Here is a 23,839-nt window from a genome sequence, read left to right as displayed (position 1 = left end):
GGAGGAACTGACATGCCGAAAGTAGCTCTTTATAACCAAACCGGTTCTCAAGTTGGCGAAATCGATCTGGCAGACAGCGTATTTGGTATTGAGCCTAACAGCGCAGTTCTGTACGATGCGATCGTGATGCAACAAGCATCCCAACGCCAAGGTACACATGATGTAAAGAACCGTTCTGAAGTACGTGGTGGTGGCCGCAAGCCATGGCGCCAAAAAGGTACAGGTCGTGCACGCCAAGGTTCCATTCGCTCTCCGCAATGGAAAGGTGGCGGTGTTGTATTCGGTCCAACTCCGCGCAAATACGGTTACAAACTGAACCGTAAAGTTCGCCGTTTGGCTCTGAAATCTGCACTTTCCACGAAAGTACAAAACAACGAACTCCTGGTATTGGAAGCTTTGAACTTCGCAGCTCCAAAAACTAAGGAAATGACAGCTGTTCTGAGCAGCTTGAAAGTAGATCGCAAAGTTCTGATCGTTACTTCCGAGTACGACCAAAACGTAGCGCTCGCTTCCCGCAATATCCCAGGTGCAAAAATCGTAGATGCTGCAGGCATTAACGTTCTTGATCTGGTAGCGCATGACAAAGTAATCGTGACGAAAGAAGCGGTTGCGAAAGTAGAGGAGGTGCTCGCATAATGAAGAGCCTTCATGATGTCCTTAAACGCCCTGTCATTACCGAGCGCACCACTGATATGATGGCTGAGAAGAAGTACGTTTTCGAAGTACCTCTCAAAGCTAACAAAACAGAAATCAAACAAGCTGTTGAAAAAGTATTTGGCGTAAAAGTAGAAGCAGTTAACACAGTTCGTGTACCTGCGAAACCAAAACGCTACGGAAAATACTCCGGTTACACATCCGAGTGGAAGAAAGCAATCGTTAAGCTGACTGATGACAGCAAAGAATTGGCCTTCTACGAGGGAGTATAACCTCGACGACTACCGAAAAGGAGGGTATTAACATGGGTATCAAAAAGTTTAAACCGACTTCTCCTGGTCGTCGCCAAATGACGGTTTCTACTTTCGAGGAGATCACCACGTCGACTCCCGAAAAATCCTTGTTGGCGCCTCTCAGCAAAAAAGCTGGTCGCAACAACCAAGGTAGAATTACCGTTCGTCATCAAGGTGGCGGTCATAAACGTAAATACCGTATTATCGACTTCAAACGTAACAAAGATGGTATCATTGGTCGCGTAGCAACCATTGAATACGATCCAAACCGTTCCGCTAACATCGCGCTGATCAACTATGCAGACGGTGAAAAGCGTTACATTATCGCTCCACACAACCTGAAAGTGGGCGACCAGATCGTATCCGGAGCAGATGCCGACATCAAAATCGGTAACGCACTGCCAATGGAGAAAATCCCGGTAGGTACTACCATCCACAACATCGAGCTGAAACCTGGTAAAGGCGGCCAATTGGTGCGCGCTGCTGGTACATCTGCTCAATTGCTTGGTCGTGATGGTGAGTTCGTAATCGTTCGCCTGTCTTCCGGTGAAACTCGCCGCATCCACAACGTATGCCGCGCTACTATCGGTCAAGTAGGTAACCTGGATCACGAATTGCTGAACATCGGTAAAGCAGGACGTTCCCGCTGGTTGGGTATTCGTCCAACTGTTCGCGGTAGCGTAATGAACCCTAACGATCACCCACACGGTGGTGGTGAAGGTCGCGCTCCAATCGGTCGTAAGGCTCCTGTTACTCCTTGGGGTAAACCAACCCTGGGTCTCAAGACTCGCAAGAAGAAGAACAAGTCCGACCAATACATCATCCGCCGCCGCAAGAAGTAAGGTAGGCTGATACTATAACCGAACGCCTTTGGCGAAGGGAGGTTCACTAATGGGACGTAGCTTAAAAAAGGGTCCTTTCGTGGATGACCACTTGATGAAAAAAGTTGACGAGCAAAATGAAAAGAACGAGAAACGCGTGATCAAAACTTGGTCTCGCCGTTCCACCATCTTCCCTGATTTCGTAGGACACACGTTTGCAGTTTACGATGGCCGCAAACATGTACCAGTTTACGTATCGGAAGACATGGTTGGTCATAAATTGGGTGAATTCGCACCAACTCGTACCTTCAAGGGTCACGTCGACAACGACAAGAAGTCCAAGAAGCGCTAATTTTCTCTTGACAGAGAGGAGGTACAAAGATGGAAGCAAAAGCAGTTGCACGCAACATTCGCATCGCGTCTCGTAAAGTCCGCCTGGTGGTAGACTTGATCAGAGGCAAGCAAGTAGGTGAAGCTTTGGCGATCTTGAAACACACGCCAAAGGCAGCTTCTCCAGTTGTTGAAAAACTCCTGAAGTCGGCTATTGCAAACGCTGAGCACAACTATGAGATGGATCCAAACAGCCTCGTAGTGGGTAAAGTCTTCGTAGACCAAGGTCCTACGTTGAAGCGTTTCCGTCCGCGCGCTATGGGTCGCGCTAGCCGCATCCATAAACGCACGAGCCACATCACAGTGGTACTAAACGAGAAATAAGGAGGGATTACGTGTGGGTCAAAAGGTAAGCCCGGTAGGTCTTCGGATCGGTGTCATTCGTGACTGGGAGTCCAAATGGTACGCTGACAAGGACTTCGCAACTCTGTTGCACGAAGACTTGAAAATCCGCAAGTATGTAAAAGGGCGTCTGAAAGATGCTGCTGTATCCACGATCGAAATCGAACGCGCAGCTAATCGCGTGAACGTTACGATTCACACCGCTAAGCCTGGTATGGTAATTGGTAAAGGTGGTTCAGAGGTTGAAACTCTGCGCAAAACCCTGACTGATCTGACTGGCAAACGCGTTCATATCAATATCAACGAAATCAAACGTCCGGATCTGGATGCTACTCTGGTAGCTGAAAATATTGCACGCCAATTGGAAAACCGCATTTCTTTCCGCCGTGCGCAAAAGCAATCGATCACTCGTACGCTGCGCTCTGGTGCTAAAGGTATCAAAACCTTGGTAAGCGGTCGTCTTGGCGGCGCGGACATCGCACGTTCTGAAGGTTACAGCGAAGGTACTGTTCCACTTCACACATTGCGCGCTGACATCGACTACGGTACTGCTGAAGCACATACCACTTATGGTCGCATCGGTGTTAAAGTGTGGATCTATCGTGGAGAAGTCCTTCCAGCGAGAAAGAACGTCGCTACTGAGGAAGGAGGCAAGTAATCATGTTGACGCCAAAACGCGTGAAACACCGTAAACAACACCGCGGGAAAATGGCTGGTAACGCAAAAGGCGGTACTACTGTTGCGTTCGGTGAATACGGATTGCAAGCAATGGAACCATCTTGGGTAACTAACCGTCAGATCGAGGCAGCTCGTATCGCGATGACTCGTTACATCAAACGTGGTGGTAAGGTTTGGATCAAAATTTTCCCTGATAAACCAGTAACACAAAAACCGCTTGAAGTCCGCATGGGTTCCGGTAAAGGTTCTCCTGAGAAATGGGTAGCGGTAGTGAAGCCAGGCAAGATCATGTTCGAACTTGCTGGTGTTCCTGAAGAAGTCGCTCGCGAAGCTATGCGTCTGGCTATGCACAAACTGCCAATCAAGTGCAAGTTCGTGAAGCGTGAAGAAGTGGGTGGTGACGCACATGAAGGCTAATGAGTACCGTAATTTGACCACTGCCGAGATCGAACAAAACGTTACTTCTTTGAAAGAAGAGTTGTTCAACCTTCGTTTCCAGCTGGCTACGGGTCAACTCGAAACCACATCTCGTATTAAACAAGTGCGTAAGGATATTGCTCGTGCGAAAACCGTCCTGCGCCAGAGAGAATTGGGAATCGGTTAATTATAGGAAGGAGGTTTGAACGATGACCGCAGATCGCAATATGCGTCGAACAGTTGTAGGTCGCGTTGTTTCCGACAAGATGGATAAAACCATTGTTGTTCTTGTTGAAACTTACAAGACACATCCTTTGTACGGCAAACGCATGAAATTCTCGAAAAAGTTCAAGGCTCACGACGAGAACAACACGGCAAAAGTGGGCGACATCGTAGAAATCATGGAAACTCGTCCATTGTCTAAAGACAAGCGTTTCCGTTTGGTACGTATCGTCGAAGAGGCAGTAATCGTATAAGTCAGATTTTCGGATATTAATTCCGAAAGGAGGAACAGTAAATGATCCAAACTCAGACGAGATTGGCTGTTGCTGACAACTCCGGTGCAAAGGAACTCATGTGCATCAAGGTTCTGGGTGGTTCCGGTCGTAAAACGGCGAACATCGGTGATGTTATCGTGTGCTCCGTAAAATCCGCTACACCCGGCGGCGTTGTCAAGAAAGGTCAAGTAGTTAAAGCGGTAGTAGTACGCACAGTAAGTGGCGTTCGTCGTAACGATGGTTCTTACATCCGTTTCGATGAAAATGCAGCTGTAGTTATCAAAGACGATCAATCCCCACGTGGTACTCGTATCTTTGGACCTGTGGCTCGTGAGCTCCGCGATAAGGATTTCATGAAGATCATCTCTCTGGCTCCAGAGGTTATCTAATTGAACGGCAAAACTCAGGCAGTTTGTTCGATAGGAGGTGCACCAAGCGATGCACGTTAAAAAAGGCGACACTGTTATCGTAAATGCGGGCAAAGATAAAGGCAAAAAAGGTCGCGTTCTCGCTGCTTATCCAAAGAAAGAACGCGTTCTGGTTGAAGGTATCAACCTCGTGAAGAAACATAGCCGTCCGTCCCAAGCTAACCCGCAAGGTGGCATTGTGACTCAAGAAGCAGCTATTCACGTATCCAACGTATCTTTGATCGATCCGAAGTCCGGAAAAGCTACTCGCATCGGTTACAAAGTTTTGGATAACGGCAAGAAAGTTCGGTACGCGAAAAAGTCTGGCGAAGTACTCGACAAGTAGTCAGGTTGGAAAGGAGGATATCCTAGATGGCAACAAGATTGAAAGAAAAGTATACGAGCGAAATCGTGCCTAGCTTGATGAGCAAGTTCAACTATACTTCCATCATGCAAGTGCCGAAAGTAGAAAAGATCATCATCAATATGGGTGTTGGCGAAGCGGTAGCGAACGCTAAGTCCTTGGATACTGCAATTGAAGACCTGCAAATCATCGCTGGTCAAAAGCCTGTAGTAACAAAGGCTAAGAAATCCATCGCGGGTTTCAAATTGCGTGAAGGTATGCCGATCGGTGCGAAGGTTACTCTGCGCGGCGAGCGTATGTACCACTTCCTCGACAAATTGATGAACGTATCTCTCCCACGTGTTCGTGACTTCCGTGGAATTTCTTCCAAGGCTTTTGACGGACGCGGTAACTACACACTTGGTCTGAAGGAACAACTGATCTTCCCTGAGATCGAGTACGATAAAATTGATAAAGTTCGCGGTATGGACATCGTTGTTGTTACTTCCGCGAAAACGGATGAGGAAGCTCGTGAGTTGCTGACTCAAATGGGTATGCCATTCCGTAAATAAACCCACTCGTAAGGAGGGAAGAATGTGGCAAAGAAATCAATGATCATCAAGCAACAGCGGGAGCCGAAGTTTGCAGTACGCGCGTACACACGTTGCGAGCGTTGCGGACGTCCTCACTCCGTATTGCGCAAATTTAAACTCTGCCGTATTTGCTTCCGTGAACTTGCTTATAAAGGTCAAATTCCAGGCGTGAAAAAAGCAAGCTGGTAATTTGAAACGGGAAGGAGGTTTTCTCTCATGGTTATGACTGATCCAATCGCAGATATGTTGACACGAATTCGTAACGCCAACATGGTTCGCCACGAGAAAGTGGAAATCCCGGCGTCCACCATCAAGAAGGAAATCGCGCGCATTCTGAAAGAAGAAGGCTTCATCCGCGATGCGGAGTTTGTTGAAGACAACAAACAAGGAATCATCCGTGTATTCCTGAAATATGGTGCAGGCAACGAGCGTGTTATCACAGGTCTGAAACGTATCTCCAAGCCAGGACTTCGTGTTTATGCAAAGAACAATGAAGTACCTAAGGTTTTGGGTGGTCTCGGTTGCGCGATCATCTCTACATCCACTGGTGTAATGACTGACAAGCAAGCTCGTCAAGCTCACGTAGGTGGAGAGGTTCTCGCATACATTTGGTAATTAACAGATTGTAAATAGCACAGGAGGTGCACCACATGTCTCGTGTCGGTAGAAAACCGATCGTGGTCCCTGCAGGCGTTACCCTCACTCTGAACGGTACTGAGCTGACGGTAAAAGGCCCTAAGGGTCAACTCGTTCGTAGCTTCCATGAAGATATCAAAATCAACATCGCTGAAAACGAAGTAATCATTGAGCGTCCAAGCGATAACAAACTTCACCGTTCCCTGCATGGTACGACTCGTGCGCTGGTATCCAACATGGTAACTGGCGTATCTGAAGGCTTCACTCGTACCCTGGAACTGGTCGGTGTAGGTTACCGTGCTGCTAAGTCCGGCAACGGTGTTACTCTCTCTCTTGGTTTCTCCCACCCAGTGGAAGTTACTCCAGAAGAGGGTATCGAAATTGATGTACCAAACCAAACCACTTTGGTGGTAAAAGGTATTAACAAAGAGCGCGTAGGCCAAATTGCCGCTGAAATCCGTTCTCTGCGTAAACCTGAGCCATACAAAGGTAAAGGTATCAAGTACAGCAATGAAGTTGTTCGTCGTAAAGAAGGTAAAAAAGGTAAATAAGCTTCTAGCTTCATGAGAAAGGAGGCCGCTTAATGTTTACGAAAGCTGATAAAAACAAAGCTCGGAAAAAACGTCACCTGCGAATCCGCAAACGTGTGATTGGTACTACCATTCGCCCACGTCTGAACGTATTCCGTTCTTCTAAGCACATCTACGCTCAATTGATTGACGATGCAACTGGCGTAACACTGGTATCTGCATCTTCTTTGGATAAAGAGCTGGGCCTGAATAATGGCGCTAACGTGGAAGCTGCTACAGCTGTTGGCACACTGATCGCTAAGCGTGCACAAGAAAAAGGTGCGACTGAAGTGATTTTTGACCGCGGTGGTTACATCTATCATGGACGTATTAAAGCACTGGCAGAAGCAGCTCGTGAAGCTGGTCTGCAATTCTAACAACAAGGAGGGTAAGGAATGCGTATCGACCCTAGCAAATTAGAGCTCGAAGAAAAAGTAGTCGCAGTTAACCGTGTAGCAAAAACGGTTAAAGGTGGACGTCGTATGAGCTTCAGCGCCTTGGTTGTTGTGGGAGACCGTAACGGCCACGTAGGTGCTGGTATGGGTAAAGCTCAAGAAGTTCCAGACGCCATTCGCAAAGCGATTGACGATGCTAAGAAAAAATTGATCCGTGTACCGATGAGAGGAACGACTGTTCCGCACCAAGTACTGTGCCAATTCGGCGCTGGTAAGGTTCTCATCAAGCCTGCTGCCCCTGGTACAGGTGTTATCGCTGGTGGACCTGTTCGTGCCGTACTCGAACTGGCTGGTGTAGGCGATATCTTGAGTAAGTCTCTTGGTTCCAACAATCCTATCAACATGGTCAACGCTACGCTGGAAGGCCTCGGTCGTCTGAAAACAGCGGAAGATGTCGCGAAATTGCGCGGTAAGACTGTTGACGAGTTGTTGGGTTAATAAGGAGGGAATGAACATGGCAAAATTGCAAATCACCCTCAAACGCAGCCTGATCGGTCGTACTGTAGATCAGCAAGACACTGTAAAAGCTCTGGGTCTTCGCAAAATCAACTCCACTGTAGTGAAGGAAGATAATCCTGCAATTCGTGGAATGGTTTTCAAAGTGAAGCACTTGGTAGAAGTGAAAGAAGTAGAAGCTTAATTGAACATCTCAATTAGTTAGGAGGTGCAACGTATGAAATTGCATGAACTGCAACCTGCAGAAGGATCCCGTCACACTCGTAAGCGCATCGGTCGCGGTATTGGTAGCGGTACTGGCAAAACTGCTGGTAAAGGTCACAAAGGTCAAAACGCTCGTTCCGGTGGCGGCGTACGCCCAGGTTTCGAGGGTGGTCAAAACCCATTGTACCGTCGTCTGCCTAAGCGTGGTTTCACTAACATCAGCCGCAAGGAATTTGCGATTGTTAGCTTGGACGCGCTGAACCGTTTCGAAGAGGGCACTGTAGTAACACCTGAGCTGTTGAAAGAAACTGGTGTTATCAGCGCGCTGCGCGACGGTGTTAAGGTTCTTGCTAACGGTGAACTGACTGTGAAGCTGACTGTAAAAGCTCACAAGTTCTCCGGAGCTGCTGCTGAGAAGATCGCACAAGTCGGTGGAACGACCGAGGTGATCTAATGTTAGCGTCCTTAACTAACATTTTCAAAATTAGCGACCTTCGTCGCAAAATCCTTTTTACGCTCATGATGCTGGTTGTTTTCCGGATCGGAAGCTATGTGCCAGTTCCTAACGTAAATGTCGCGTTGTTTCAGGAGAACACAAACCAATTACTTGGCTTGTTGAACACCTTCTCAGGTGGAGCACTGCATAACTTCTCGATTTTTGCCATGGGTATCATGCCGTACATTACGGCATCGATTATCATGCAGCTGATGTCCATGGATGTTGTGCCTAAGCTTACGCAATGGGCTCGTGAAGGGGAAGTTGGTCGTCGCAAGATTGCCACCGTTACCCGTTACGCTACAATTATCCTTGGTTTGATTCAGTCTGTAGGGATGACGATTGGATTCAACAATATGGCGCCTGGTTTGCTAAACGACACGTCGGCTAGCAGCTATGCACTCATTGCGTTGACTTTGACAGCTGGGACCGCATTCATGATGTGGATGGGGGAACAGATTACGGAGAAGGGTATCGGTAACGGGATTTCGATCCTGATCGTTGGTGGGATCGTCGCTAACATTCCGCAAGGGATTACGACGATTTACACAACACAGTTCGCTGACCCATCTCAAAACGTATTCTTCAGCGTCGTCAAAGTTCTGCTTATCCTTTTGGTGATCCTCGCCATCATTGTCGGGGTTATCTTTATGCAGCAAGGCCTTCGTAAGATTCCAGTGCAATATGCGAAACGAGTGGTTGGACGCAAAATGTACGGTGGTCAATCTACCCACATTCCGCTGAAAATCAACTCTGCTGGTGTTATTCCTGTTATCTTTGCGGTATCGCTGGTAATGTTCCCGTCAACGATTGCTCAGTTCTGGGTGGATGCATCCGGACAAGGATTTGCTAACTGGATTTATCAGAACTTCCAAGTCAACAAACCATTAGGAATGACGCTTTACGCTATCTTGATTCTCGGATTCACCTATTTCTACACATTCGTACAGATCAACCCTGTACAAATGGCAGAAAACATGAGAAAAAATGGCGGTTACATTCCTGGTATCCGACCTGGTAAAAACACTGAGGTATTCATTACTCGTACATTAAACCGGTTAACATTGGCGGGCGCTTTGTTCTTGATGATTATTGCGATATTGCCATTCTTCTTCGGTAGTCTTGCAAACTTGCCACAATCCATTTACATCGGTGGTACATCGCTGTTGATCGTGGTTGGGGTAAGCTTGGATACAATGAAGCAGATTGAAAGTCAAATGATCAAACGCCACTACCAAGGGTTTATCAAGTAATGACTTAGATGTTTACAGAAAAGCTTCTGTAGCTTTTTTGATGGGACGGAGGGAATGGACGTGAATATAATTCTGATGGGACTGCCTGGAGCCGGTAAAGGGACACAGGCAGAACGTATCGTAAAAGAGTTTGACATCCCGCACATTTCGACTGGCGACATGTTCCGAGCTGCGGTCAAAAACGAAACGCCGCTCGGACTAGAGGCTAAATCCTACATGGATAAAGGTCATCTCGTCCCAGACGAGGTTGTCATTGGTATTGTGCGGGAGCGCCTTTCGATGGATGACTGCGCAAAGGGATTCCTCTTAGATGGTTTTCCGCGCACAGTTCCTCAGGCGGAAGCGTTGACAGCTACAGTAAAAGAGCTGGGACGCGAAATTGACCATGTAATTAACATCAACGTTCAACGCGAGCAATTGATTGAACGTCTGACCGGTCGCTGGATCTGCCCTGTTTGCGGTGCTAGCTATCACACGATGTTCAATCCTCCAAAAGAGGCTGGCGTATGTGATAAAGATGGTGGTAAGCTGTATCAGCGTGAAGACGACAAGATCGAAGTGGTAACACAACGCCTTGACGTGAATATCGCTCAAACACAGCCACTTATCGACTACTACTCCGCACAGGAACTTCTGCGAGATATCGATGGAGAACAAGATATCCAGGTAGTGTTTGCGGAAATTAAGTCTTTGTTGCGAGGGTAATTGCGAATGATTATCCTAAAGTCGAAAGCAGAACTTGAGGTTATGCGCGAAGCTGGTCGTATCGTCGCACTCACCCATCAAGAACTGGCCAAGGCGATCAAGCCTGGTGTCACGACGAAGCAGCTAGACGAAATTGCCGAGACCTTTATTCGAAGCATGGGAGCAATTCCATCGTTTAAAGGCTATGGTGGCTTTCCAGGAAGTATCTGTGCTTCAGTCAATGAAGAACTCGTACACGGGATCCCAGGTAAACGGGCGTTACAAGAAGGAGACATTATCAGTATCGACATTGGTGCCCAGTTTCAGGGTTATCATGGCGACTCCGCTTGGACGTATCCGGTCGGTAAGATTTCAACAGAAAACCAGAAGCTACTCAGAGTAACGGAAGAGTCGTTGTACAAGGGGCTTGAAAAAGCGGTTCCAGGTGGACGCTTATCCGATATCTCTCATGCGATTCAGGTTCATGCAGAAGCTGCCGACTTCACACTCGTTCGCGAGTATGTGGGGCATGGGATCGGGCAAAACTTGCACGAAGATCCGCAGGTTCCTAACTACGGCCCTCCTGATCGAGGACCACGGTTAAAACCAGGCATGGTGTTGGCAATTGAGCCAATGGTAAATGCCGGCGAACGTTATGTCCGCACATTGGAGGACAATTGGACGGTAGTAACAGTGGATCGGAAAACTTGTGCTCATTTTGAACACACCATCGCGATTACGGAAGATGGCTATGAGATTTTTACACGGACATAAAAACGGTAGTTCCGAACGATTCGGGATTGTCGTCCAACGTGTCGACGATAAGTTCGTTGTGTGATCATTTCGCAAAACTCATGGTCCGACTGAAGAGCAGAAGAAAGGAGAGTTTACCATGGCAAAAGATGATGTAATTGAGGTGGAAGGTACGGTAATCGAACCTTTGCCAAATGCTATGTTTCGAGTAGAATTAGAGAATGGACATAAAGTCCTTGCTCACGTCTCAGGAAAAATCCGCATGCACTTTATCCGTATCCTGCCGGGGGATAAAGTAACTGTTGAACTGTCGCCGTACGACTTAACCCGCGGACGTATTACGTACCGCTATAAATAGTAAGCAAAACCCCTAGAAAAGGGAGGCAAGAACCATGAAAGTGAGACCTTCGGTTAAACCGATCTGCGAGAAATGCAAGGTTATCCGTCGCAAAGGTAACGTAATGGTTATTTGTGAAAATCCGAAGCATAAGCAAAAACAAGGGTAAACAAGGAGGTGCTTTTGACACATGGCACGTATTGCAGGCGTAGACTTGCCGCGCGAAAAACGCGTTGAAGTTGCTCTTACCTACATTTTTGGTATTGGCCGCCCCACGTCTCAAAAAATTCTGTCCGCTACTGGCGTAGATATGAACACTCGTGTTCGCGATCTGACAGAAGATGAAGTGAACAAACTTCGTGAGTACATCGACAAAACTGTGAAGGTAGAAGGTGACCTCCGTCGTGAGATCTCCCTCAACATCAAGCGTCTGATGGAAATCGGTTGCTTCCGTGGCATCCGCCATCGTCGTGGACTTCCAGTTCGCGGTCAACGTTCTAAAACAAATGCTCGTACGCGTAAAGGTCCACGCCGTACAGTAGCAAACAAGAAGAAGTAAAGGAGGGTAATCTGACATGGCGAAAAGAAAACAAGCTACAGCAACACGTACCCGTCGTCGTGACCGTAAAAATGTTGAAGTCGGCGTAGCACACATCCGTTCTACTTTCAACAATACGATCGTCACAATCACGGATCCACACGGTAACGCGATCTCTTGGTCCAGTGCTGGTTCCCTCGGCTTCAAAGGCTCCCGTAAAAGCACTCCATTTGCTGCGCAAATGGCTGCTGAAGCGGCTGCACGCGTTGCTATGGAACACGGCATGCGTTCCCTTGAAGTATCGGTAAAAGGCCCAGGTGCAGGTCGTGAAGCTGCGATCCGTTCCCTGCAAGCAACTGGTCTTGAAGTGAACATGATTAAAGACGTGACGCCAATTCCGCACAACGGTTGCCGTCCACCAAAACGTCGCCGCGTGTAACTGGTTTATATCGTTCAGAACATGTCCATACTAGAATGGTAAATTCTGATTTATAGCTTGTCATGCACGCAAACGGTAAACCGCCGGGGAAATTCCTGAGTGGGCACGTATGCGGCCCACCCAAGGATTTCGACGTTTTGAAGGAGGGTTTGTTTAATGATAGAAATAGAAAAACCAAAAATCGAGGTTGTGGAAGTTAGCGACGACAACTCGTATGGAAAGTTTGTTGTAGAACCTCTAGAGCGCGGATACGGAACTACCCTTGGCAACTCGCTGAGACGAATTCTTCTTTCGTCCTTGCCAGGCGCGGCAGTTCGTACTGTTCAAATCGATGGGGTTCTTCACGAATTCTCTACGGTTGAAGGCGTCGTTGAAGATGTAACCGAGATCATCCTGAACATCAAAGGCTTGGCGCTGAAGATCCATTCCGATGAAGAAAAAGTAATCGAGATCGATGCAGAAGGCGAAGGCGTTGTCAAAGCGGGAGATATCCGTGCTGACAGTGATGTGGAGGTCTTAAACCCTGATCTTCATATTGCAACGTTGGCCAATGGCGGTCGTCTGCATATCCGCATGACAGCTGGACGTGGTCGTGGTTATGTTCAATCTGATGGAAACAAATCTGAGGATCTGCCTATTGGTGTGATTCCGATTGATTCGATCTACACGCCGATCAAGCGCGTTAACTATCAAGTGGAAAATACCCGTGTAGGGCAAATGACCAACTATGACAAGTTAACACTTGAGGTTTGGACTAACGGTAGCATCAGTCCGGAAGAAGCCGTGAGTCTCGGCGCAAAAATCATGACGGAGCACCTGAACCTGTTCGTCGGTCTGACTGACGAGGCGAAGGATGCAGAAATCATGGTAGAGAAGGAAGAGGACAAGAAAGAGAAAGTCTTGGAGATGACTATCGAAGAGCTCGATCTTTCTGTTCGTTCCTACAACTGCTTGAAGCGTGCCGGTATTAATACCGTGCAAGAGCTGACGCAGAAGACCGAAGAGGACATGATGAAAGTACGCAATCTGGGGCGCAAATCTCTTGAAGAAGTTCAAGAAAAGTTAGCTGAACTGGGCCTGTCCCTGCGCAGCGACGACTAGAGTAGCAAACCAAGAAGCAAACTTTTGTTCTCTCGATTAAGAGGGAGGTAAACCACATGGCACAACGTAAATTGGGTCGTCGTAGCTCAGCTCGTAAAGCGCTGTTCCGCGACTTGGTAACAGACCTGATCATCAACGAGCGCATCGAAACTACAGAGATGAAGGCGAAAGAATTGCGCCCAATCGCTGAAAAAATGATCACGCTCGCGAAACGTGGCGATCTGCATGCTCGCCGTCAAGTTGCTGCTTTCGTTCGCAAAGAAGTTGCGAATGCTGAAGGCCGCGATGCTGTTCAAAAACTGTTCGATGAAATCGCTCCTCGCTTCAAAGAGCGCAACGGTGGATACACTCGTATCCTGAAAGCCGGCCCTCGCCGTGGCGACGCTGCTCCAATGGCGTACATCGAATTCGTTTAATACATGTAAACTGGTCATTTACTCAGGTTGTAAGCCTGGTAGATTACCGCGAAAAGGGTGGGGGCAGATCTGGTCATAGGCTGGACTCTGATTCAACCCTTTTTTCCTTTCTCTTCGAAATCCTGCTAGTCAGATCCCTGTGAAGGCTGGGGAGGTTGTGAATGCCTCATGAATGAAGATAACCTGCTGGCATTGCGAGATGTTTCTTATACCTACGATGGTGAGGATGGCCAACGGGTTCCGGTATTACAAGGTGTTGACCTTACCATTCAAAAAGGTTCCTTTGTATCCGTACTGGGTCACAACGGTTCCGGCAAATCAACGATGGCAAAGCTGATGAATGCTCTGTTGCTTCCAGAAGGCGGCACAGTACTTATCAGTGGAATGGATACGAAAGATGGGGAGCAGCTTTGGGAAATTCGACGACATGTTGGCATGGTCTTTCAGAATCCGGACAATCAGATTGTTGGGGCTACTGTGGAAGATGATGTCGCCTTTGGCCTAGAGAACATGGGTGTGGACCCCAAAGAGATGCGAGATCGTATCGATGAGGCGCTCGTTTCTGTAGGGATGGAGTCTTATTTACAAGCACAACCACATCGTCTGTCTGGTGGTCAAAAACAACGAGTGGCGATTGCAGGGATTATGGCAATGCGTCCTTCTGTCATCATCTTGGATGAAGCGACAGCGATGCTTGATCCACAAGGGAGAATGGAAGTGCTGAACCTGGCTCGTCAACTGAACCGGGATGAGGGACTCACGATCATAAACATTACTCACTTTCCGGAAGAAGCCATCTATTCGGATAAGGTCATCGTCATGAATGCGGGTGAAGTCCTAATGGAAGGTAAGCCGAGTGAAGTGTTTAATGAGGTAGATCGTTTGAAACAGGTGGGACTGGATGTGCCATTTGCCGTACGACTGCGACATGCACTTCAGTCCAAAGGGATTGATTTACCGTTTGTCCTGCATCAAGAGGAGCTGGTGGAGCACGTATGCAAATTACTTTTGACCAAGTAAGCCATATCTACGCAAAGGGAACACCGTTCGAGCGAGTTGCCTTACACAATATTTCGCTGACGATTCCATCCGGTTCGTTTGTCGGAATTATTGGCCACACGGGCTCAGGTAAGTCAACGCTGATTCAGCACTTGAACGGGTTGCTGATGCCTAGTTCAGGGCAGATTACCCTGGGTGATGCGGTCATTACTCCAAAGCGGCGATTACCCCATGCTCAGAGGCGCGATATTGGGCTCGTCTTTCAATATCCTGAACATCAGTTGTTTGAAGAAACGGTTGCGAAGGATGTTGCTTTTGGGCCGCTCAATTTTGACTTACCAGCTGAAATGGTGGAAGCGCGCGTAAAGGAATCCCTTGAAATTGTTGGCCTGGATTATGCCACAATCAAGGATCGCTCGCCGTTTCATTTGAGTGGCGGGCAAATGCGACGTGTTGCTTTGGCTGGTGTTCTTGCCATGCAGCCGAAGGTTCTGGTATTGGATGAACCAACTGCGGGTCTTGATCCTGCGGGACGAGTCACGATTCTTGAAGGGATCTACCGGATTCATCGGGAACAAAACCTTACGACACTATTGGTCACGCACAGCATGGAAGAGGCAGCCCGCTATGCAGACTATTTGCTTGTGATGGCACAAGGTCAAGTAGCTTTGCAGGGGAAGCCGGAGGAAGTATTCATGCATGTGGATCGTCTCCGAGAGCTGTCTTTGGATGTACCGGAAACGGTGGCTCTCGTATCGCAAATGAATCAAATGCTGCCGGACAAGGCTAGTCTGCCGAGCTCCCTTTATCGGGAGGAAGAGCTGATTGCCCATCTGCTGGAACGACTGTCCGTACCAAAGGAGGGCTAGGCATGCTGCAGAATATCGCAATTGGTCAATACGTACCAGGGCAATCTTTTTTACATCGTGCAGATCCGCGAAGCAAGCTTCTTTTCATCATTCTTTTTGCTACCTTGATTTTTCTGGCTAACAATACGGTTACGTACGCCATACTCATTGGTTTTACCTTGTATGCTGCACTTCTTTCTAGGCTTTCCTTGTCCTATATATTAAAAAGCTTAAAGCCTGTCTGGATCCTGATTCTGTTTACCGTAGTCTTGCATATTTTTATCACAAAAGGCGGAACGGTTTACTTTCAGTGGGGATGGTTTACAGTAGAAGAACAGGGAGTTCGCCAGGCGATCTTCATTTCTTTGCGGTTGGGACTATTGATTCTCATTAGTTCCCTGCTAACACTGACAACCTCTCCAATCGATTTGACGGAGGGTTTGGAGCGTTTACTAGGACCACTAGGGAAGATCGGCATACCGGTTCATGATATAGCCCTGATGATGTCTATTGCACTCCGGTTCATTCCGACCCTGATGGAAGAAACGGATAAAATCATCAAGGCGCAGACCGCCAGAGGAGCCAATTTCACCAGTGGAAGTCTCGTGCGCAGAGCCAAGAACCTGATTCCGATTGCTATTCCTTTATTCGTTAGTGCGTTTCGGCGTGCTGAAGAACTGGCTTTGGCGATGGAAGCGCGTGGCTATCGCGGAGGAGTGGGGAGAACGAGGCTGAATAAGCTGACGTTCACTTGGCGTGATGGAATCGTAGCTGTTGTGAGTGTGATCTTGGTAATCGTGATTGGATGGTGGCGTACATGAAGCGACTGCGATGTGTATTGGCATATGACGGAACTGACTTCAGCGGTTTTCAGGTACAGCCAGATCAAGTAACGGTGCAGGGGGAAATTGAAGCCGCATTGAATCGGGTTACCGGAGAGGATATCCAAGTCTTCGGTTCAGGCCGGACAGATGCGGGTGTTCATGCACGCGGTCAAGTGATTCACTTTGACACGTCGAGCAACATTCCGATGGATAAATGGCGGTTTGTGTTGAACAATCAATTGCCTGATTCTATTGTCATTCGGACAGTCGAAGAGGTCGATGCCTCTTTTCATGCGCGTTTTGACGTGCAAGTAAAAGAATATCGATATTGTATCGACAACAATCCAGTGGCAGATGTATTCCGGCATCGTTACGCCGACCATGTCCGGTTTCCGTTAGATGTAGACGCAATGCAGCAGGCTGCTCATTATTTGGTGGGTGAACATGATTTTACTTCCTTTTGCTCGGCAAAGACATACGTCGAGGACAAGGTTCGGACTGTGTACGGGCTCTCCGTGGAAAAAATCGGAGACGAGGTTTGGGTGACATGCCGAGGCAACGGTTTTTTGTACAACATGGTTCGAATTATTGTGGGGACTTTGGTTGAAGTAGGGCAAGGAAAAAGAAACCCTGCTGAACTGAGGGAAATCCTCGCCGCATGTGATCGGGAAAAGGCAGGTAAGACAGCACCAGCCAAGGGTCTGACCATGTGGGAAGTTGTCTACTAGTTTTCAGATTTCCAACTATTAGACGAACGAGCAGCACTTGACTATGGGGCGTCTATGTAGTACGATATTCCTTGGTATTTTAACCCCGCCTAGCCCCACTCTAGCCCCGGGATTGAAAGACAAGATCGTGATTACATGGAACACCTGGAAGAGTTGCTCACCCGTAACAGCAATTATCTTCCATTGCAAGTTTCGGTTGTTTTGGTTATAAGTAGATGGATATGTGTTAGGTAAGATATTTAGGAGGGACAAAAATGCGTACCACATATATGGCGAAACCGCTCGAAGTTGAGCGCAAATGGTACATCGTTGACGCTGAAGGCCAAACGCTGGGTCGTCTGGCGAGCGAAGTAGCTTCTATCCTGCGCGGAAAATTGAAACCAGAATTCACTCCTCACGTTGACGCTGGCGATTTCGTAATCGTAATCAACGCTGACAAAGTGAAATTGACTGGTAACAAACTGAACGACAAAATTTACTACACTCACTCCCTGTATCCAGGTGGTTTGAAAAAAACCACTGCTGGCGCAATGCTGAACAAGCGACCAGATCGTATGTTCGAACTGGCGGTAAAAGGCATGCTGCCTAAAAACAGCCTGGGACGTCAAATGTTCACCAAGCTGAAAGTATACGCTGGAACTGAGCATCCACACGCAGCACAAAAACCAGAAGTTTGGCAAATTCGCGGTTAAGGTAAAGGGAGGAAATATACGTGGCACAAGTACAATACTACGGTACAGGTCGTCGTAAGCACTCCGTAGCACGCGTTCGCCTGGTTCCAGGTGAAGGTCGCATCGTGATCAACAAGCGTGAAATGGATACTTACTTTGGTTTGGAAACACTGAAATTGATCGTAAAACAACCACTCGTTCTGACTGAAACTCTTGGTCGTTACGATGTATTGGTTAACGTAAACGGCGGCGGAACCACTGGTCAAGCTGGTGCAATCCGTCACGGCGTTGCTCGCGCTCTGCTGAAAGCAGATCCGGAACTGCGCGGCGCTCTGAAACGCGCTGGCTTCCTGACTCGCGACCCTCGTATGAAAGAGCGTAAGAAATACGGCTTGAAAGCAGCTCGTCGCGCACCTCAGTTCTCCAAGCGCTAATTGCTGTTCGATACAACCCCTTGTCTGTTCGCAGGCAGGGGGTTTTTCCTTTTCACAAACGGGTATATTTGTCCATGTTTGTCCATATGATGGAACGAGAATGGGACAAAGGGGACGATACACTGTGACACGAAAAGGAGTAGGCTGGATATTAGCTTTCGCCGTGCTTATGCTGTTGTTCACCTACGAAGCACCTGATCGTTCTTCCTGGCAGGCATGGTCGCTGCCACTGACGGGAACGGTCATAGCCATTGACCCTGGGCATGGGGGAATAGACGGCGGTGCCGTTTCCAAAGCCGGGGATGTAGTTGAGAAAGAAGTGACTTTGGCCATTAGCATGTACTTGCGGGATTTCCTTCAGCAGTCAGGAGCGTTTGTAGTTATGACGAGGGAGGAAGACAAGGATTTGGCGAGTCCAGATGCGGCGCAGGCACGCAAACGAAAATCTGAGGATATTCGAAACCGAGTAAGGCTGGTCAATGATAGTACACCGGATTTTTTGGTCAGCATACACGTCAATTCCATCCCTTCTCCGAAATGGTCAGGAGCACAGACTTTTTATTCCCCTAGCTTCAAAAAGAGTGCAGAAGTATCTTATTTGATACAAGATGAAATCAAACGGGTGATCGGTCATACAGATCGGGTTCCGAGTAAGACGAACAATGTGTTCTTGATTCGGGAGGTTAACTGCCCGGCCGTTTTGGTAGAAGTCGGCTTTGTCAGCAATACAGAGGAGGCAAAGCGACTTCAGAGCGTTGAATACCAAAAGGCTATGGCAAATGCCATTTATCAAGGGATACTGCGTCAGTATTCGGGAGAAAAAGCGCCAATTACACCTTAAGAGGGCGGTGATCGTGTTCCGCCCGCCCGAATATGCTATAATGAACGCGCATACGCTGTCGTTATACCAGCATGGAAATGTTTGAAAAGATCATAGATGAGGTGAACCAGAATGTTGACCAGAGAACAGGTTCTCGAAGCACTACGCGATGTAAAAGACCCTGAAATAAATCGTAGCTTGGTCGAGCTCAACATGATTCGGGATATCCATATTGAAGGCAAGACAGTAAGCCTCACGGTCGTTCTGACGATTTCGGGTTGTCCGCTCAAAGCCAAGATCGAGGATGATGTCATCGCAGCTGTGAAAGCGCTAGGAGCCGAAGAAGTTCGCCTCCAATTCGGTTCAATGACAGATGAGGAACGTGCGGCTCTGTCTGCCCAATTACGTAAGAATCAAGGTGGGCAAACACATAACATGACACCGGGACAAGCACCCGTCTTGAATCCGATCTTGGCGAAGGATTCGAATACGACCTTTATCGCGGTCACTTCCGGAAAAGGTGGCGTCGGAAAATCGACGGTGACAGTGAACCTGGCTGTTGCGCTCGCGCGTTTAGGAAAAAAAGTGGGCATTATCGACGCAGACATTTACGGCTTTAGCGTGCCCGATATGATGAATATTGAACAACGTCCAACAGTGATTGGCGAAACCATTCTGCCTGTTGAAAAGCAAAACGTAAAAGTTATGTCCATGGGCTTTTTTGTGGAGGATAACTCTCCGATCATTTGGCGTGGCCCTATGTTGGGGAAAATGCTGCGTAACTTTTTCACGGAAGTACACTGGGGCGAAGAATTGGACTACCTCTTGCTGGACTTGCCTCCAGGAACGGGGGATATGGCCCTCGACGTGCACACCATGATTCCGCAAAGCATGGAGATTGTGGTAACGACTCCTCATGCTACTGCAGCGTTTGTAGCAGCACGGGCAGGCGCTATGGCAAAGCGGACCGGTCATGAAATCCTTGGTATTGTGGAAAATATGGCATGGTACGAAGCAAAAGATGGTTCGAAAGAATACGTATTCGGGCGTGGTGGAGGAGCTAAGCTTGCTGAGACATTGACATGTGAGCTGCTCGCTCAAATTCCGCTGGGACAACCGGATAATCATCCATCTGAACCAGATTATTCCCCATCCATCTATGGAGAAAAGACCGAAATTGGTCAGCTTTACATCGATATGGCCAAACGTGTCATAGAAAAATGCGGGGAAGCCGTCAAACAATAAAATCAAAGAAGATGAAAAAGGTGGGCTCTACAATAGAGCTCACCTTTGTGTTTTAAGAAGATTTACCGCTGCCTCCACCGGAAGAACCTCCACCTTTACCTTCTTTTCCTTTACCTTTTTTCTTCGGCTTCAGTTCCTTAGGTTTTGTCATGTCCTCGGATACTTTGGTCATGATCTTCATAAGTTCAGCCTGGAACAAAGGACTTTGCAAGGAATCCTTCATCACTTGCATGGTTTGCTGTCGATAGGCTGAGCTTTTCATCAGGTCCATCAAATTTTTCTCAAACTCAGGGTCTTTCATTACGCTTATGAGCTCTTTTTGGTATTCAGGGTCCTTCATTAGGTCCTTCATTAGGGTTTTTTGTTCATTTTTCATGGATTTTGCCATGGCGCTTGCGAACTTAGGGTCTTTAAACGCTTCTTTGATATGCGTGTTATTGGGATTCGTCATGCTTTGAATCAAAGTTGTCCGCACTGTCGACTCGTCCAGCATCAGGTTTTGTTTGAACTTGTCATCCTTCATCATTTTCCCTACAGATTGCTTCGCTTCGTCCGTCTGCAATATGTCCAGCACCATGTCTTTGACGCTTTTATAATCAGGCTGAGACGAACTTTGCGCTTGTCCGCCACCCCCGCAACTGGTAAGAACCAGACAGACAAGAGCGGTTAACCAAAAAGACATCGTCTTTTTTCTCATGGGGTGGACACCTCCTTCTTTACTCTGCCTACAAGTAACGTGTGCATTTTGTTTTGTTCTTACGCTAGTATTTTCTTGTATCCATTGGTACAATCATATTCGATGTGGATGGGAGGGAATACTTGGTGAGTTTGCGTAAGTATGGATGGCTTTTTATTACCACGCTCTTGCTTGGGGGATTAGGTGGGATCCTGGTTGCCCTAATTTTTGATCTGGATAAGCTGCTTGGAGGAAGCACCGGTAACTTTTTTGTCGGCTTGTTCATGTACCTACTGTATGGAATGACCATTAGCATTGTGGCTCAGATGGGTTTTTTTGCGTATATGACAATTAATTATTTCGCCAAAACAATATTCAAAACGGCTTCCCTATGGAAAAGCGTCCAAGTATTTCTTATTTTGTTTGTCTTTTTCGATATGATTTATCTTCGCTATACGTCCTTCGGTGAAGGAAAAGGATTTGGCCTGTACTTTATCGAGCCAACGCTATTATTGATTGTTGCTATTGTTACCGCCTATGGAAAAGTAAGTCTGACTAATAAATCTGCATGGATACCGACGACCTTCTTTATGTTTGTTGTTACGGCACTGGAATGGATTCCAGCATTGAAGGAAGATAATGTGCGTGCAACACTGTCCATGCTCGTCCCACTATTATTTTGTAACGTCTGGCAAGTCATGCAGTTGCATCGTCTGGTAAAAAGAGAAAGCTGACCCAATGAAGGTCAGCTTTTTTTGTTTTAGTGAACTTCTTTGCTTTCTACACTTGTACCCGAAATGAGTTCAGATACCGTAACAAATTCATAGCCATCCTTGCGAAGTCGATCAATGATCACTGGGAGGGCGAGATGTGTATCTTTTGCAGAATCGCTCGCGTGCATCAGGACGATGTCGCCTGGATGAGCTTTCGATAATACATTATTGATGATCACATCTGTTCCCGGATTGGTCCAATCTTTTGAGTCTGTATCCCATTGGATGACAGAATAACCCATACGATTCGCGATTTCCAGCACTCGTTTGTCAAAATCACCATTGGGCATCCGAATAAGCGTTGGTTTTTTTCCAGTCATTTCGGTTAAAATGGAGTCCGCTTTACCCATTTGGGAGCGAATTTCTTCATCGGAGTATTTGGTGTAGTTATCATGCTTGTGACCGTGCGAACCAATTTCTAAGCCATCCTCTTTGATTCGTTTCAAGATGTCTGGATGTCGTTGACTCCAAGGAGAGGAGAGGAAAAAGGTCGCTTTGTTTACCTTTTTTTCTTTCAGCACATCCAGTATCGGTAATGCTCGTGTCTCTCCCCAGCTGATATCAAAGGTAAGGGCGATTCTCTTTTCTTTGGTGTCGACCTTATAAATAGCTTGGGGGGCTTGCGTGCTGGCACCTTCAGCAAAGGCAGCAATTGAATCGCGTTCCGCATAACCAAATCCGGCTGTTAGCACGATGGCCGCGACGATAATTAAGATTTGCTTTAATCGTTTCGCGCTGATCACGTAAATGAATTTCATGGATAGTACCTCCTTTGTCCGATAACAGTTTATGCAAGGAAGACAAGGATATTCTTTGGCCTGTTGGCTATTGTTGAGGTACAATGCATATAGTGAATTATGAGGCAGTAAAGGGGTGTGGTGCATGGGCAATCGATTGCGGCATTTATGGCTTGATAACCGAAACTATTTCTTCGCCGCATGCTTACTATTTTTGGGTGGTGCCTTGATTGGGTATTTTCAAGCACCGCTCGTTGAAGAGATGGTCGGTAAAATGATGGGCCAATTGAAGGAAATTGCTGAACGGATAAAGGATAACGGCGGCGGACCTTTAGCGGTATTCTGGACGATTTTTTCCAATAATGTTTTCAGTGCATTGATGATGATGGCGCTAGGAATATTGTTTGCATTGTTTCCCATAATTGGAATGCTCACGAATGGAGTGCTGCTTGGATTTATCTTTTTCAAATACAGCGGGGTTGGAGTAAGTCCATGGCTTATTTTTAGTGCAGGGATTTTGCCACATGGAATTTTTGAGCTCCCAGCTATCCTGTTTGCAGCGGGAGTTGGTATTCGTTTAGGAGTGCTGAGTTTACGCTCAGTGGGAGTTCTAATCCAACCGCAAAAGCTGGCACGATTGAAAAATGACTGGTACGATACACTCAAGCAATTTCCATTAGCGGTTCTTACTGTGGTCGTTCTGTTATTCGTCGCTGCCATTGTGGAGAGCACGATAACGCCAACCCTTCTCAAGGAAACGATGGGCCAACAACTTCAGCAATTGAACTTACTGAAATAATTCAGATTTGCAAACAAATTGAAGCCTTCCTAAACGGAGGGCTTTTTATTTTGAATAGGGCTGAATTTTGATGGAAAGGATAGAGGAGAGACTCGTAAGGCGGAGGGCGATATCGTTGCTAGGGTTTTTGTTCAATACGAAAGAAGTACAGGAACTTGAATACTTGTTAAAACGTGAGCTGGAAGAGATGCTCCTTGATTTTAGCGATAAACGAATTGATCATCTAGTGAAGCGGGCCATGGAGGAGAGGTACTCCATCATGTTTCGCATGTACGCAAGAATCGCCTCTCCCAATGAGTTATCCAAGTATGTCAGACGCAGAAAACTTGGGGAGGAGCATTATACTTAAAATCTTTTTTAAAAAACATATTGACTCAAAGATAGGTAACGTGATAGATTAGTTCTTGTCCTTAAGACGCCATCACAAATAACGATGAACACTGAGGACAGGAAATTGCTCCTTGAAAACTGAACAGCGAAAGCGTTAATGAGTCTATCATTAAATGATTTGCC

The 23,839-nt window shown here is 47.2% G+C and carries 41 protein-coding genes; 39 read left to right on the top strand and 2 right to left on the bottom strand.

The features are described 5' to 3' along the window. Positions 1–12: 12 nt before the first annotated feature. From rplD to HPY31_RS27645, 36 genes are all read left to right on the top strand, one after another. Positions 13–636 (top strand): 50S ribosomal protein L4, encoded by a 624-nt coding sequence (gene rplD, locus HPY31_RS27820; protein ID WP_016742844.1) that lies wholly within the window; start codon positions 13–15, stop codon positions 634–636. Continuing rightward, complete coding sequence (rplW, locus tag HPY31_RS27815; RefSeq protein ID WP_007716243.1) at positions 636–926, top strand: 50S ribosomal protein L23; 291 nt, start codon at positions 636–638, stop codon at positions 924–926. The genes rplD and rplW overlap by 1 nt, the downstream gene beginning before the upstream one ends. A 32-nt stretch (positions 927–958) precedes the next feature. Next, positions 959–1,789, top strand: coding sequence for a 50S ribosomal protein L2 (gene rplB / locus HPY31_RS27810; RefSeq protein ID WP_012683985.1), 831 nt, complete (start codon positions 959–961; stop codon positions 1,787–1,789). Positions 1,790–1,838: 49 nt separating this feature from the next. Then, positions 1,839–2,120 (top strand): 30S ribosomal protein S19, encoded by a 282-nt coding sequence (gene rpsS / locus HPY31_RS27805; protein WP_007716246.1) that lies wholly within the window; start codon positions 1,839–1,841, stop codon positions 2,118–2,120. A gap of 29 nt (positions 2,121–2,149) precedes the next feature. Continuing rightward, a complete protein-coding gene (gene rplV / locus HPY31_RS27800; protein ID WP_012683986.1) occupies positions 2,150–2,482 on the top strand; it encodes a 50S ribosomal protein L22 in 333 nt (110 codons plus the stop codon). 13 nt (positions 2,483–2,495) lie between these two features. After that, positions 2,496–3,158, top strand: a complete 663-nt coding sequence (gene rpsC / locus HPY31_RS27795) for a 30S ribosomal protein S3 (RefSeq protein ID WP_012683987.1) — start codon at positions 2,496–2,498, stop codon at positions 3,156–3,158. Positions 3,159–3,160: 2 nt separating this feature from the next. Then, complete coding sequence (rplP, locus tag HPY31_RS27790; protein WP_007716249.1) at positions 3,161–3,595, top strand: 50S ribosomal protein L16; 435 nt, start codon at positions 3,161–3,163, stop codon at positions 3,593–3,595. After that, on the top strand, positions 3,585–3,782 hold the full coding sequence (rpmC, locus tag HPY31_RS27785; protein ID WP_012683988.1) for a 50S ribosomal protein L29: 198 nt from the start codon (positions 3,585–3,587) through the stop codon (positions 3,780–3,782). The genes rplP and rpmC overlap by 11 nt, the downstream gene beginning before the upstream one ends. Positions 3,783–3,804: 22 nt before the next feature. Then, positions 3,805–4,071: a 30S ribosomal protein S17 gene (gene rpsQ / locus HPY31_RS27780; RefSeq protein ID WP_012683989.1), complete on the top strand. Its 267-nt coding sequence runs from the start codon at positions 3,805–3,807 to the stop codon at positions 4,069–4,071. Between the two features lie 41 nt (positions 4,072–4,112). Further along, on the top strand, positions 4,113–4,481 hold the full coding sequence (rplN, locus tag HPY31_RS27775) for a 50S ribosomal protein L14 (RefSeq protein WP_012683990.1): 369 nt from the start codon (positions 4,113–4,115) through the stop codon (positions 4,479–4,481). A 49-nt stretch (positions 4,482–4,530) separates the two neighbouring features. Beyond that, entirely contained in the window at positions 4,531–4,845 is a 315-nt protein-coding gene (gene rplX, locus HPY31_RS27770; protein ID WP_007716253.1) for a 50S ribosomal protein L24, read from the top strand. Positions 4,846–4,871: 26 nt separating this feature from the next. Beyond that, on the top strand, positions 4,872–5,414 hold the full coding sequence (rplE, locus tag HPY31_RS27765) for a 50S ribosomal protein L5 (protein ID WP_012683991.1): 543 nt from the start codon (positions 4,872–4,874) through the stop codon (positions 5,412–5,414). A gap of 24 nt (positions 5,415–5,438) precedes the next feature. Continuing rightward, the gene (locus HPY31_RS27760; RefSeq protein ID WP_007716256.1) at positions 5,439–5,624 is read left to right on the top strand and encodes a type Z 30S ribosomal protein S14; all 186 of its coding nucleotides are present in this window, start codon (positions 5,439–5,441) and stop codon (positions 5,622–5,624) included. 27 nt (positions 5,625–5,651) lie between these two features. Beyond that, on the top strand, positions 5,652–6,050 hold the full coding sequence (rpsH, locus tag HPY31_RS27755; RefSeq protein WP_012683992.1) for a 30S ribosomal protein S8: 399 nt from the start codon (positions 5,652–5,654) through the stop codon (positions 6,048–6,050). A gap of 35 nt (positions 6,051–6,085) precedes the next feature. Further along, positions 6,086–6,622: a 50S ribosomal protein L6 gene (rplF, locus tag HPY31_RS27750; RefSeq protein ID WP_016742843.1), complete on the top strand. Its 537-nt coding sequence runs from the start codon at positions 6,086–6,088 to the stop codon at positions 6,620–6,622. Positions 6,623–6,654: 32 nt separating this feature from the next. Then, positions 6,655–7,017, top strand: coding sequence for a 50S ribosomal protein L18 (rplR, locus tag HPY31_RS27745; RefSeq protein ID WP_012683994.1), 363 nt, complete (start codon positions 6,655–6,657; stop codon positions 7,015–7,017). A gap of 18 nt (positions 7,018–7,035) precedes the next feature. After that, complete coding sequence (gene rpsE, locus HPY31_RS27740) at positions 7,036–7,533, top strand: 30S ribosomal protein S5 (RefSeq protein ID WP_007716268.1); 498 nt, start codon at positions 7,036–7,038, stop codon at positions 7,531–7,533. 16 nt (positions 7,534–7,549) lie between these two features. Further along, on the top strand, positions 7,550–7,735 hold the full coding sequence (gene rpmD, locus HPY31_RS27735) for a 50S ribosomal protein L30 (RefSeq protein WP_012683995.1): 186 nt from the start codon (positions 7,550–7,552) through the stop codon (positions 7,733–7,735). Between the two features lie 33 nt (positions 7,736–7,768). Next, entirely contained in the window at positions 7,769–8,209 is a 441-nt protein-coding gene (gene rplO / locus HPY31_RS27730; protein ID WP_007716272.1) for a 50S ribosomal protein L15, read from the top strand. Continuing rightward, complete coding sequence (gene secY, locus HPY31_RS27725) at positions 8,209–9,504, top strand: preprotein translocase subunit SecY (RefSeq protein ID WP_172143221.1); 1,296 nt, start codon at positions 8,209–8,211, stop codon at positions 9,502–9,504. The genes rplO and secY overlap by 1 nt, the downstream gene beginning before the upstream one ends. Before the next feature lie 60 nt (positions 9,505–9,564). Next, positions 9,565–10,209 carry an adenylate kinase gene (locus HPY31_RS27720; RefSeq protein ID WP_012683997.1) on the top strand — a complete coding sequence of 215 codons (645 nt, stop codon included), beginning with the start codon at positions 9,565–9,567 and terminating at the stop codon, positions 10,207–10,209. Positions 10,210–10,215: 6 nt separating this feature from the next. After that, positions 10,216–10,962: a type I methionyl aminopeptidase gene (map, locus tag HPY31_RS27715; RefSeq protein WP_012683998.1), complete on the top strand. Its 747-nt coding sequence runs from the start codon at positions 10,216–10,218 to the stop codon at positions 10,960–10,962. 118 nt (positions 10,963–11,080) lie between these two features. Then, positions 11,081–11,299 (top strand): translation initiation factor IF-1, encoded by a 219-nt coding sequence (infA, locus tag HPY31_RS27710; protein ID WP_003333772.1) that lies wholly within the window; start codon positions 11,081–11,083, stop codon positions 11,297–11,299. A gap of 34 nt (positions 11,300–11,333) precedes the next feature. Further along, positions 11,334–11,447 carry a 50S ribosomal protein L36 gene (gene rpmJ / locus HPY31_RS27705; protein ID WP_003333770.1) on the top strand — a complete coding sequence of 38 codons (114 nt, stop codon included), beginning with the start codon at positions 11,334–11,336 and terminating at the stop codon, positions 11,445–11,447. A 21-nt stretch (positions 11,448–11,468) separates the two neighbouring features. Next, on the top strand, positions 11,469–11,837 hold the full coding sequence (rpsM, locus tag HPY31_RS27700) for a 30S ribosomal protein S13 (RefSeq protein ID WP_012683999.1): 369 nt from the start codon (positions 11,469–11,471) through the stop codon (positions 11,835–11,837). Positions 11,838–11,853: 16 nt separating this feature from the next. Beyond that, positions 11,854–12,255 carry a 30S ribosomal protein S11 gene (gene rpsK / locus HPY31_RS27695; protein WP_005828803.1) on the top strand — a complete coding sequence of 134 codons (402 nt, stop codon included), beginning with the start codon at positions 11,854–11,856 and terminating at the stop codon, positions 12,253–12,255. A 156-nt stretch (positions 12,256–12,411) separates the two neighbouring features. Beyond that, on the top strand, positions 12,412–13,356 hold the full coding sequence (locus HPY31_RS27690; RefSeq protein WP_005828801.1) for a DNA-directed RNA polymerase subunit alpha: 945 nt from the start codon (positions 12,412–12,414) through the stop codon (positions 13,354–13,356). A 56-nt stretch (positions 13,357–13,412) separates the two neighbouring features. Then, positions 13,413–13,772 (top strand): 50S ribosomal protein L17, encoded by a 360-nt coding sequence (rplQ, locus tag HPY31_RS27685; RefSeq protein ID WP_012684000.1) that lies wholly within the window; start codon positions 13,413–13,415, stop codon positions 13,770–13,772. A gap of 168 nt (positions 13,773–13,940) precedes the next feature. Further along, the gene (locus HPY31_RS27680) at positions 13,941–14,792 is read left to right on the top strand and encodes an energy-coupling factor transporter ATPase (RefSeq protein ID WP_012684001.1); all 852 of its coding nucleotides are present in this window, start codon (positions 13,941–13,943) and stop codon (positions 14,790–14,792) included. Beyond that, positions 14,768–15,640, top strand: coding sequence for an energy-coupling factor transporter ATPase (locus HPY31_RS27675; RefSeq protein ID WP_172143220.1), 873 nt, complete (start codon positions 14,768–14,770; stop codon positions 15,638–15,640). The genes HPY31_RS27680 and HPY31_RS27675 overlap by 25 nt, the downstream gene beginning before the upstream one ends. Positions 15,641–15,642: 2 nt before the next feature. After that, positions 15,643–16,440, top strand: coding sequence for an energy-coupling factor transporter transmembrane component T family protein (locus HPY31_RS27670; protein ID WP_012684003.1), 798 nt, complete (start codon positions 15,643–15,645; stop codon positions 16,438–16,440). Then, positions 16,437–17,171, top strand: a complete 735-nt coding sequence (gene truA, locus HPY31_RS27665) for a tRNA pseudouridine(38-40) synthase TruA (RefSeq protein WP_172143219.1) — start codon at positions 16,437–16,439, stop codon at positions 17,169–17,171. The genes HPY31_RS27670 and truA overlap by 4 nt, the downstream gene beginning before the upstream one ends. Positions 17,172–17,425: 254 nt before the next feature. After that, positions 17,426–17,863 (top strand): 50S ribosomal protein L13, encoded by a 438-nt coding sequence (gene rplM, locus HPY31_RS27660; protein ID WP_012684005.1) that lies wholly within the window; start codon positions 17,426–17,428, stop codon positions 17,861–17,863. 20 nt (positions 17,864–17,883) lie between these two features. After that, positions 17,884–18,276 carry a 30S ribosomal protein S9 gene (gene rpsI / locus HPY31_RS27655; RefSeq protein ID WP_005828788.1) on the top strand — a complete coding sequence of 131 codons (393 nt, stop codon included), beginning with the start codon at positions 17,884–17,886 and terminating at the stop codon, positions 18,274–18,276. A 124-nt stretch (positions 18,277–18,400) separates the two neighbouring features. Beyond that, positions 18,401–19,117 (top strand): N-acetylmuramoyl-L-alanine amidase CwlD, encoded by a 717-nt coding sequence (gene cwlD, locus HPY31_RS27650; RefSeq protein WP_137031380.1) that lies wholly within the window; start codon positions 18,401–18,403, stop codon positions 19,115–19,117. 111 nt (positions 19,118–19,228) lie between these two features. Next, the gene (locus tag HPY31_RS27645) at positions 19,229–20,341 is read left to right on the top strand and encodes a P-loop NTPase (RefSeq protein ID WP_016742835.1); all 1,113 of its coding nucleotides are present in this window, start codon (positions 19,229–19,231) and stop codon (positions 20,339–20,341) included. 52 nt (positions 20,342–20,393) lie between these two features. On the opposite strand, the gene gerD is transcribed toward HPY31_RS27645, so the two are convergent. Next, complete coding sequence (gene gerD / locus HPY31_RS27640; RefSeq protein WP_172143218.1) at positions 20,394–21,038, bottom strand: spore germination lipoprotein GerD; 645 nt, start codon at positions 21,036–21,038, stop codon at positions 20,394–20,396. 125 nt (positions 21,039–21,163) lie between these two features. Here gerD and HPY31_RS27635 point away from each other — a divergent pair, with 125 nt between their 5' ends. Further along, positions 21,164–21,751 (top strand): KinB-signaling pathway activation protein, encoded by a 588-nt coding sequence (locus HPY31_RS27635; protein WP_172143217.1) that lies wholly within the window; start codon positions 21,164–21,166, stop codon positions 21,749–21,751. Positions 21,752–21,777: 26 nt separating this feature from the next. On the opposite strand, the gene pdaB is transcribed toward HPY31_RS27635, so the two are convergent. Further along, the gene (gene pdaB / locus HPY31_RS27630) at positions 21,778–22,548 is read right to left on the bottom strand and encodes a polysaccharide deacetylase family sporulation protein PdaB (protein ID WP_172143216.1); all 771 of its coding nucleotides are present in this window, start codon (positions 22,546–22,548) and stop codon (positions 21,778–21,780) included. A 124-nt stretch (positions 22,549–22,672) separates the two neighbouring features. Here pdaB and HPY31_RS27625 point away from each other — a divergent pair, with 124 nt between their 5' ends. Next, positions 22,673–23,326, top strand: a complete 654-nt coding sequence (locus tag HPY31_RS27625; protein ID WP_172143215.1) for a stage II sporulation protein M — start codon at positions 22,673–22,675, stop codon at positions 23,324–23,326. Positions 23,327–23,441: 115 nt separating this feature from the next. Beyond that, the gene (locus HPY31_RS27620) at positions 23,442–23,675 is read left to right on the top strand and encodes a hypothetical protein (RefSeq protein ID WP_012684012.1); all 234 of its coding nucleotides are present in this window, start codon (positions 23,442–23,444) and stop codon (positions 23,673–23,675) included. Positions 23,676–23,839 lie beyond the last annotated feature (164 nt).

Origin of the sequence: Brevibacillus sp. HB1.3 (assembly GCF_013186635.1) — a bacterium.
GTDB classification, from domain to species: Bacteria; Bacillota; Bacilli; order Brevibacillales; family Brevibacillaceae; genus Brevibacillus; species Brevibacillus brevis_D.
Note: the sequence above shows the minus strand (reverse complement) of the source record. Positions and strands in the feature narration are given on the sequence as shown.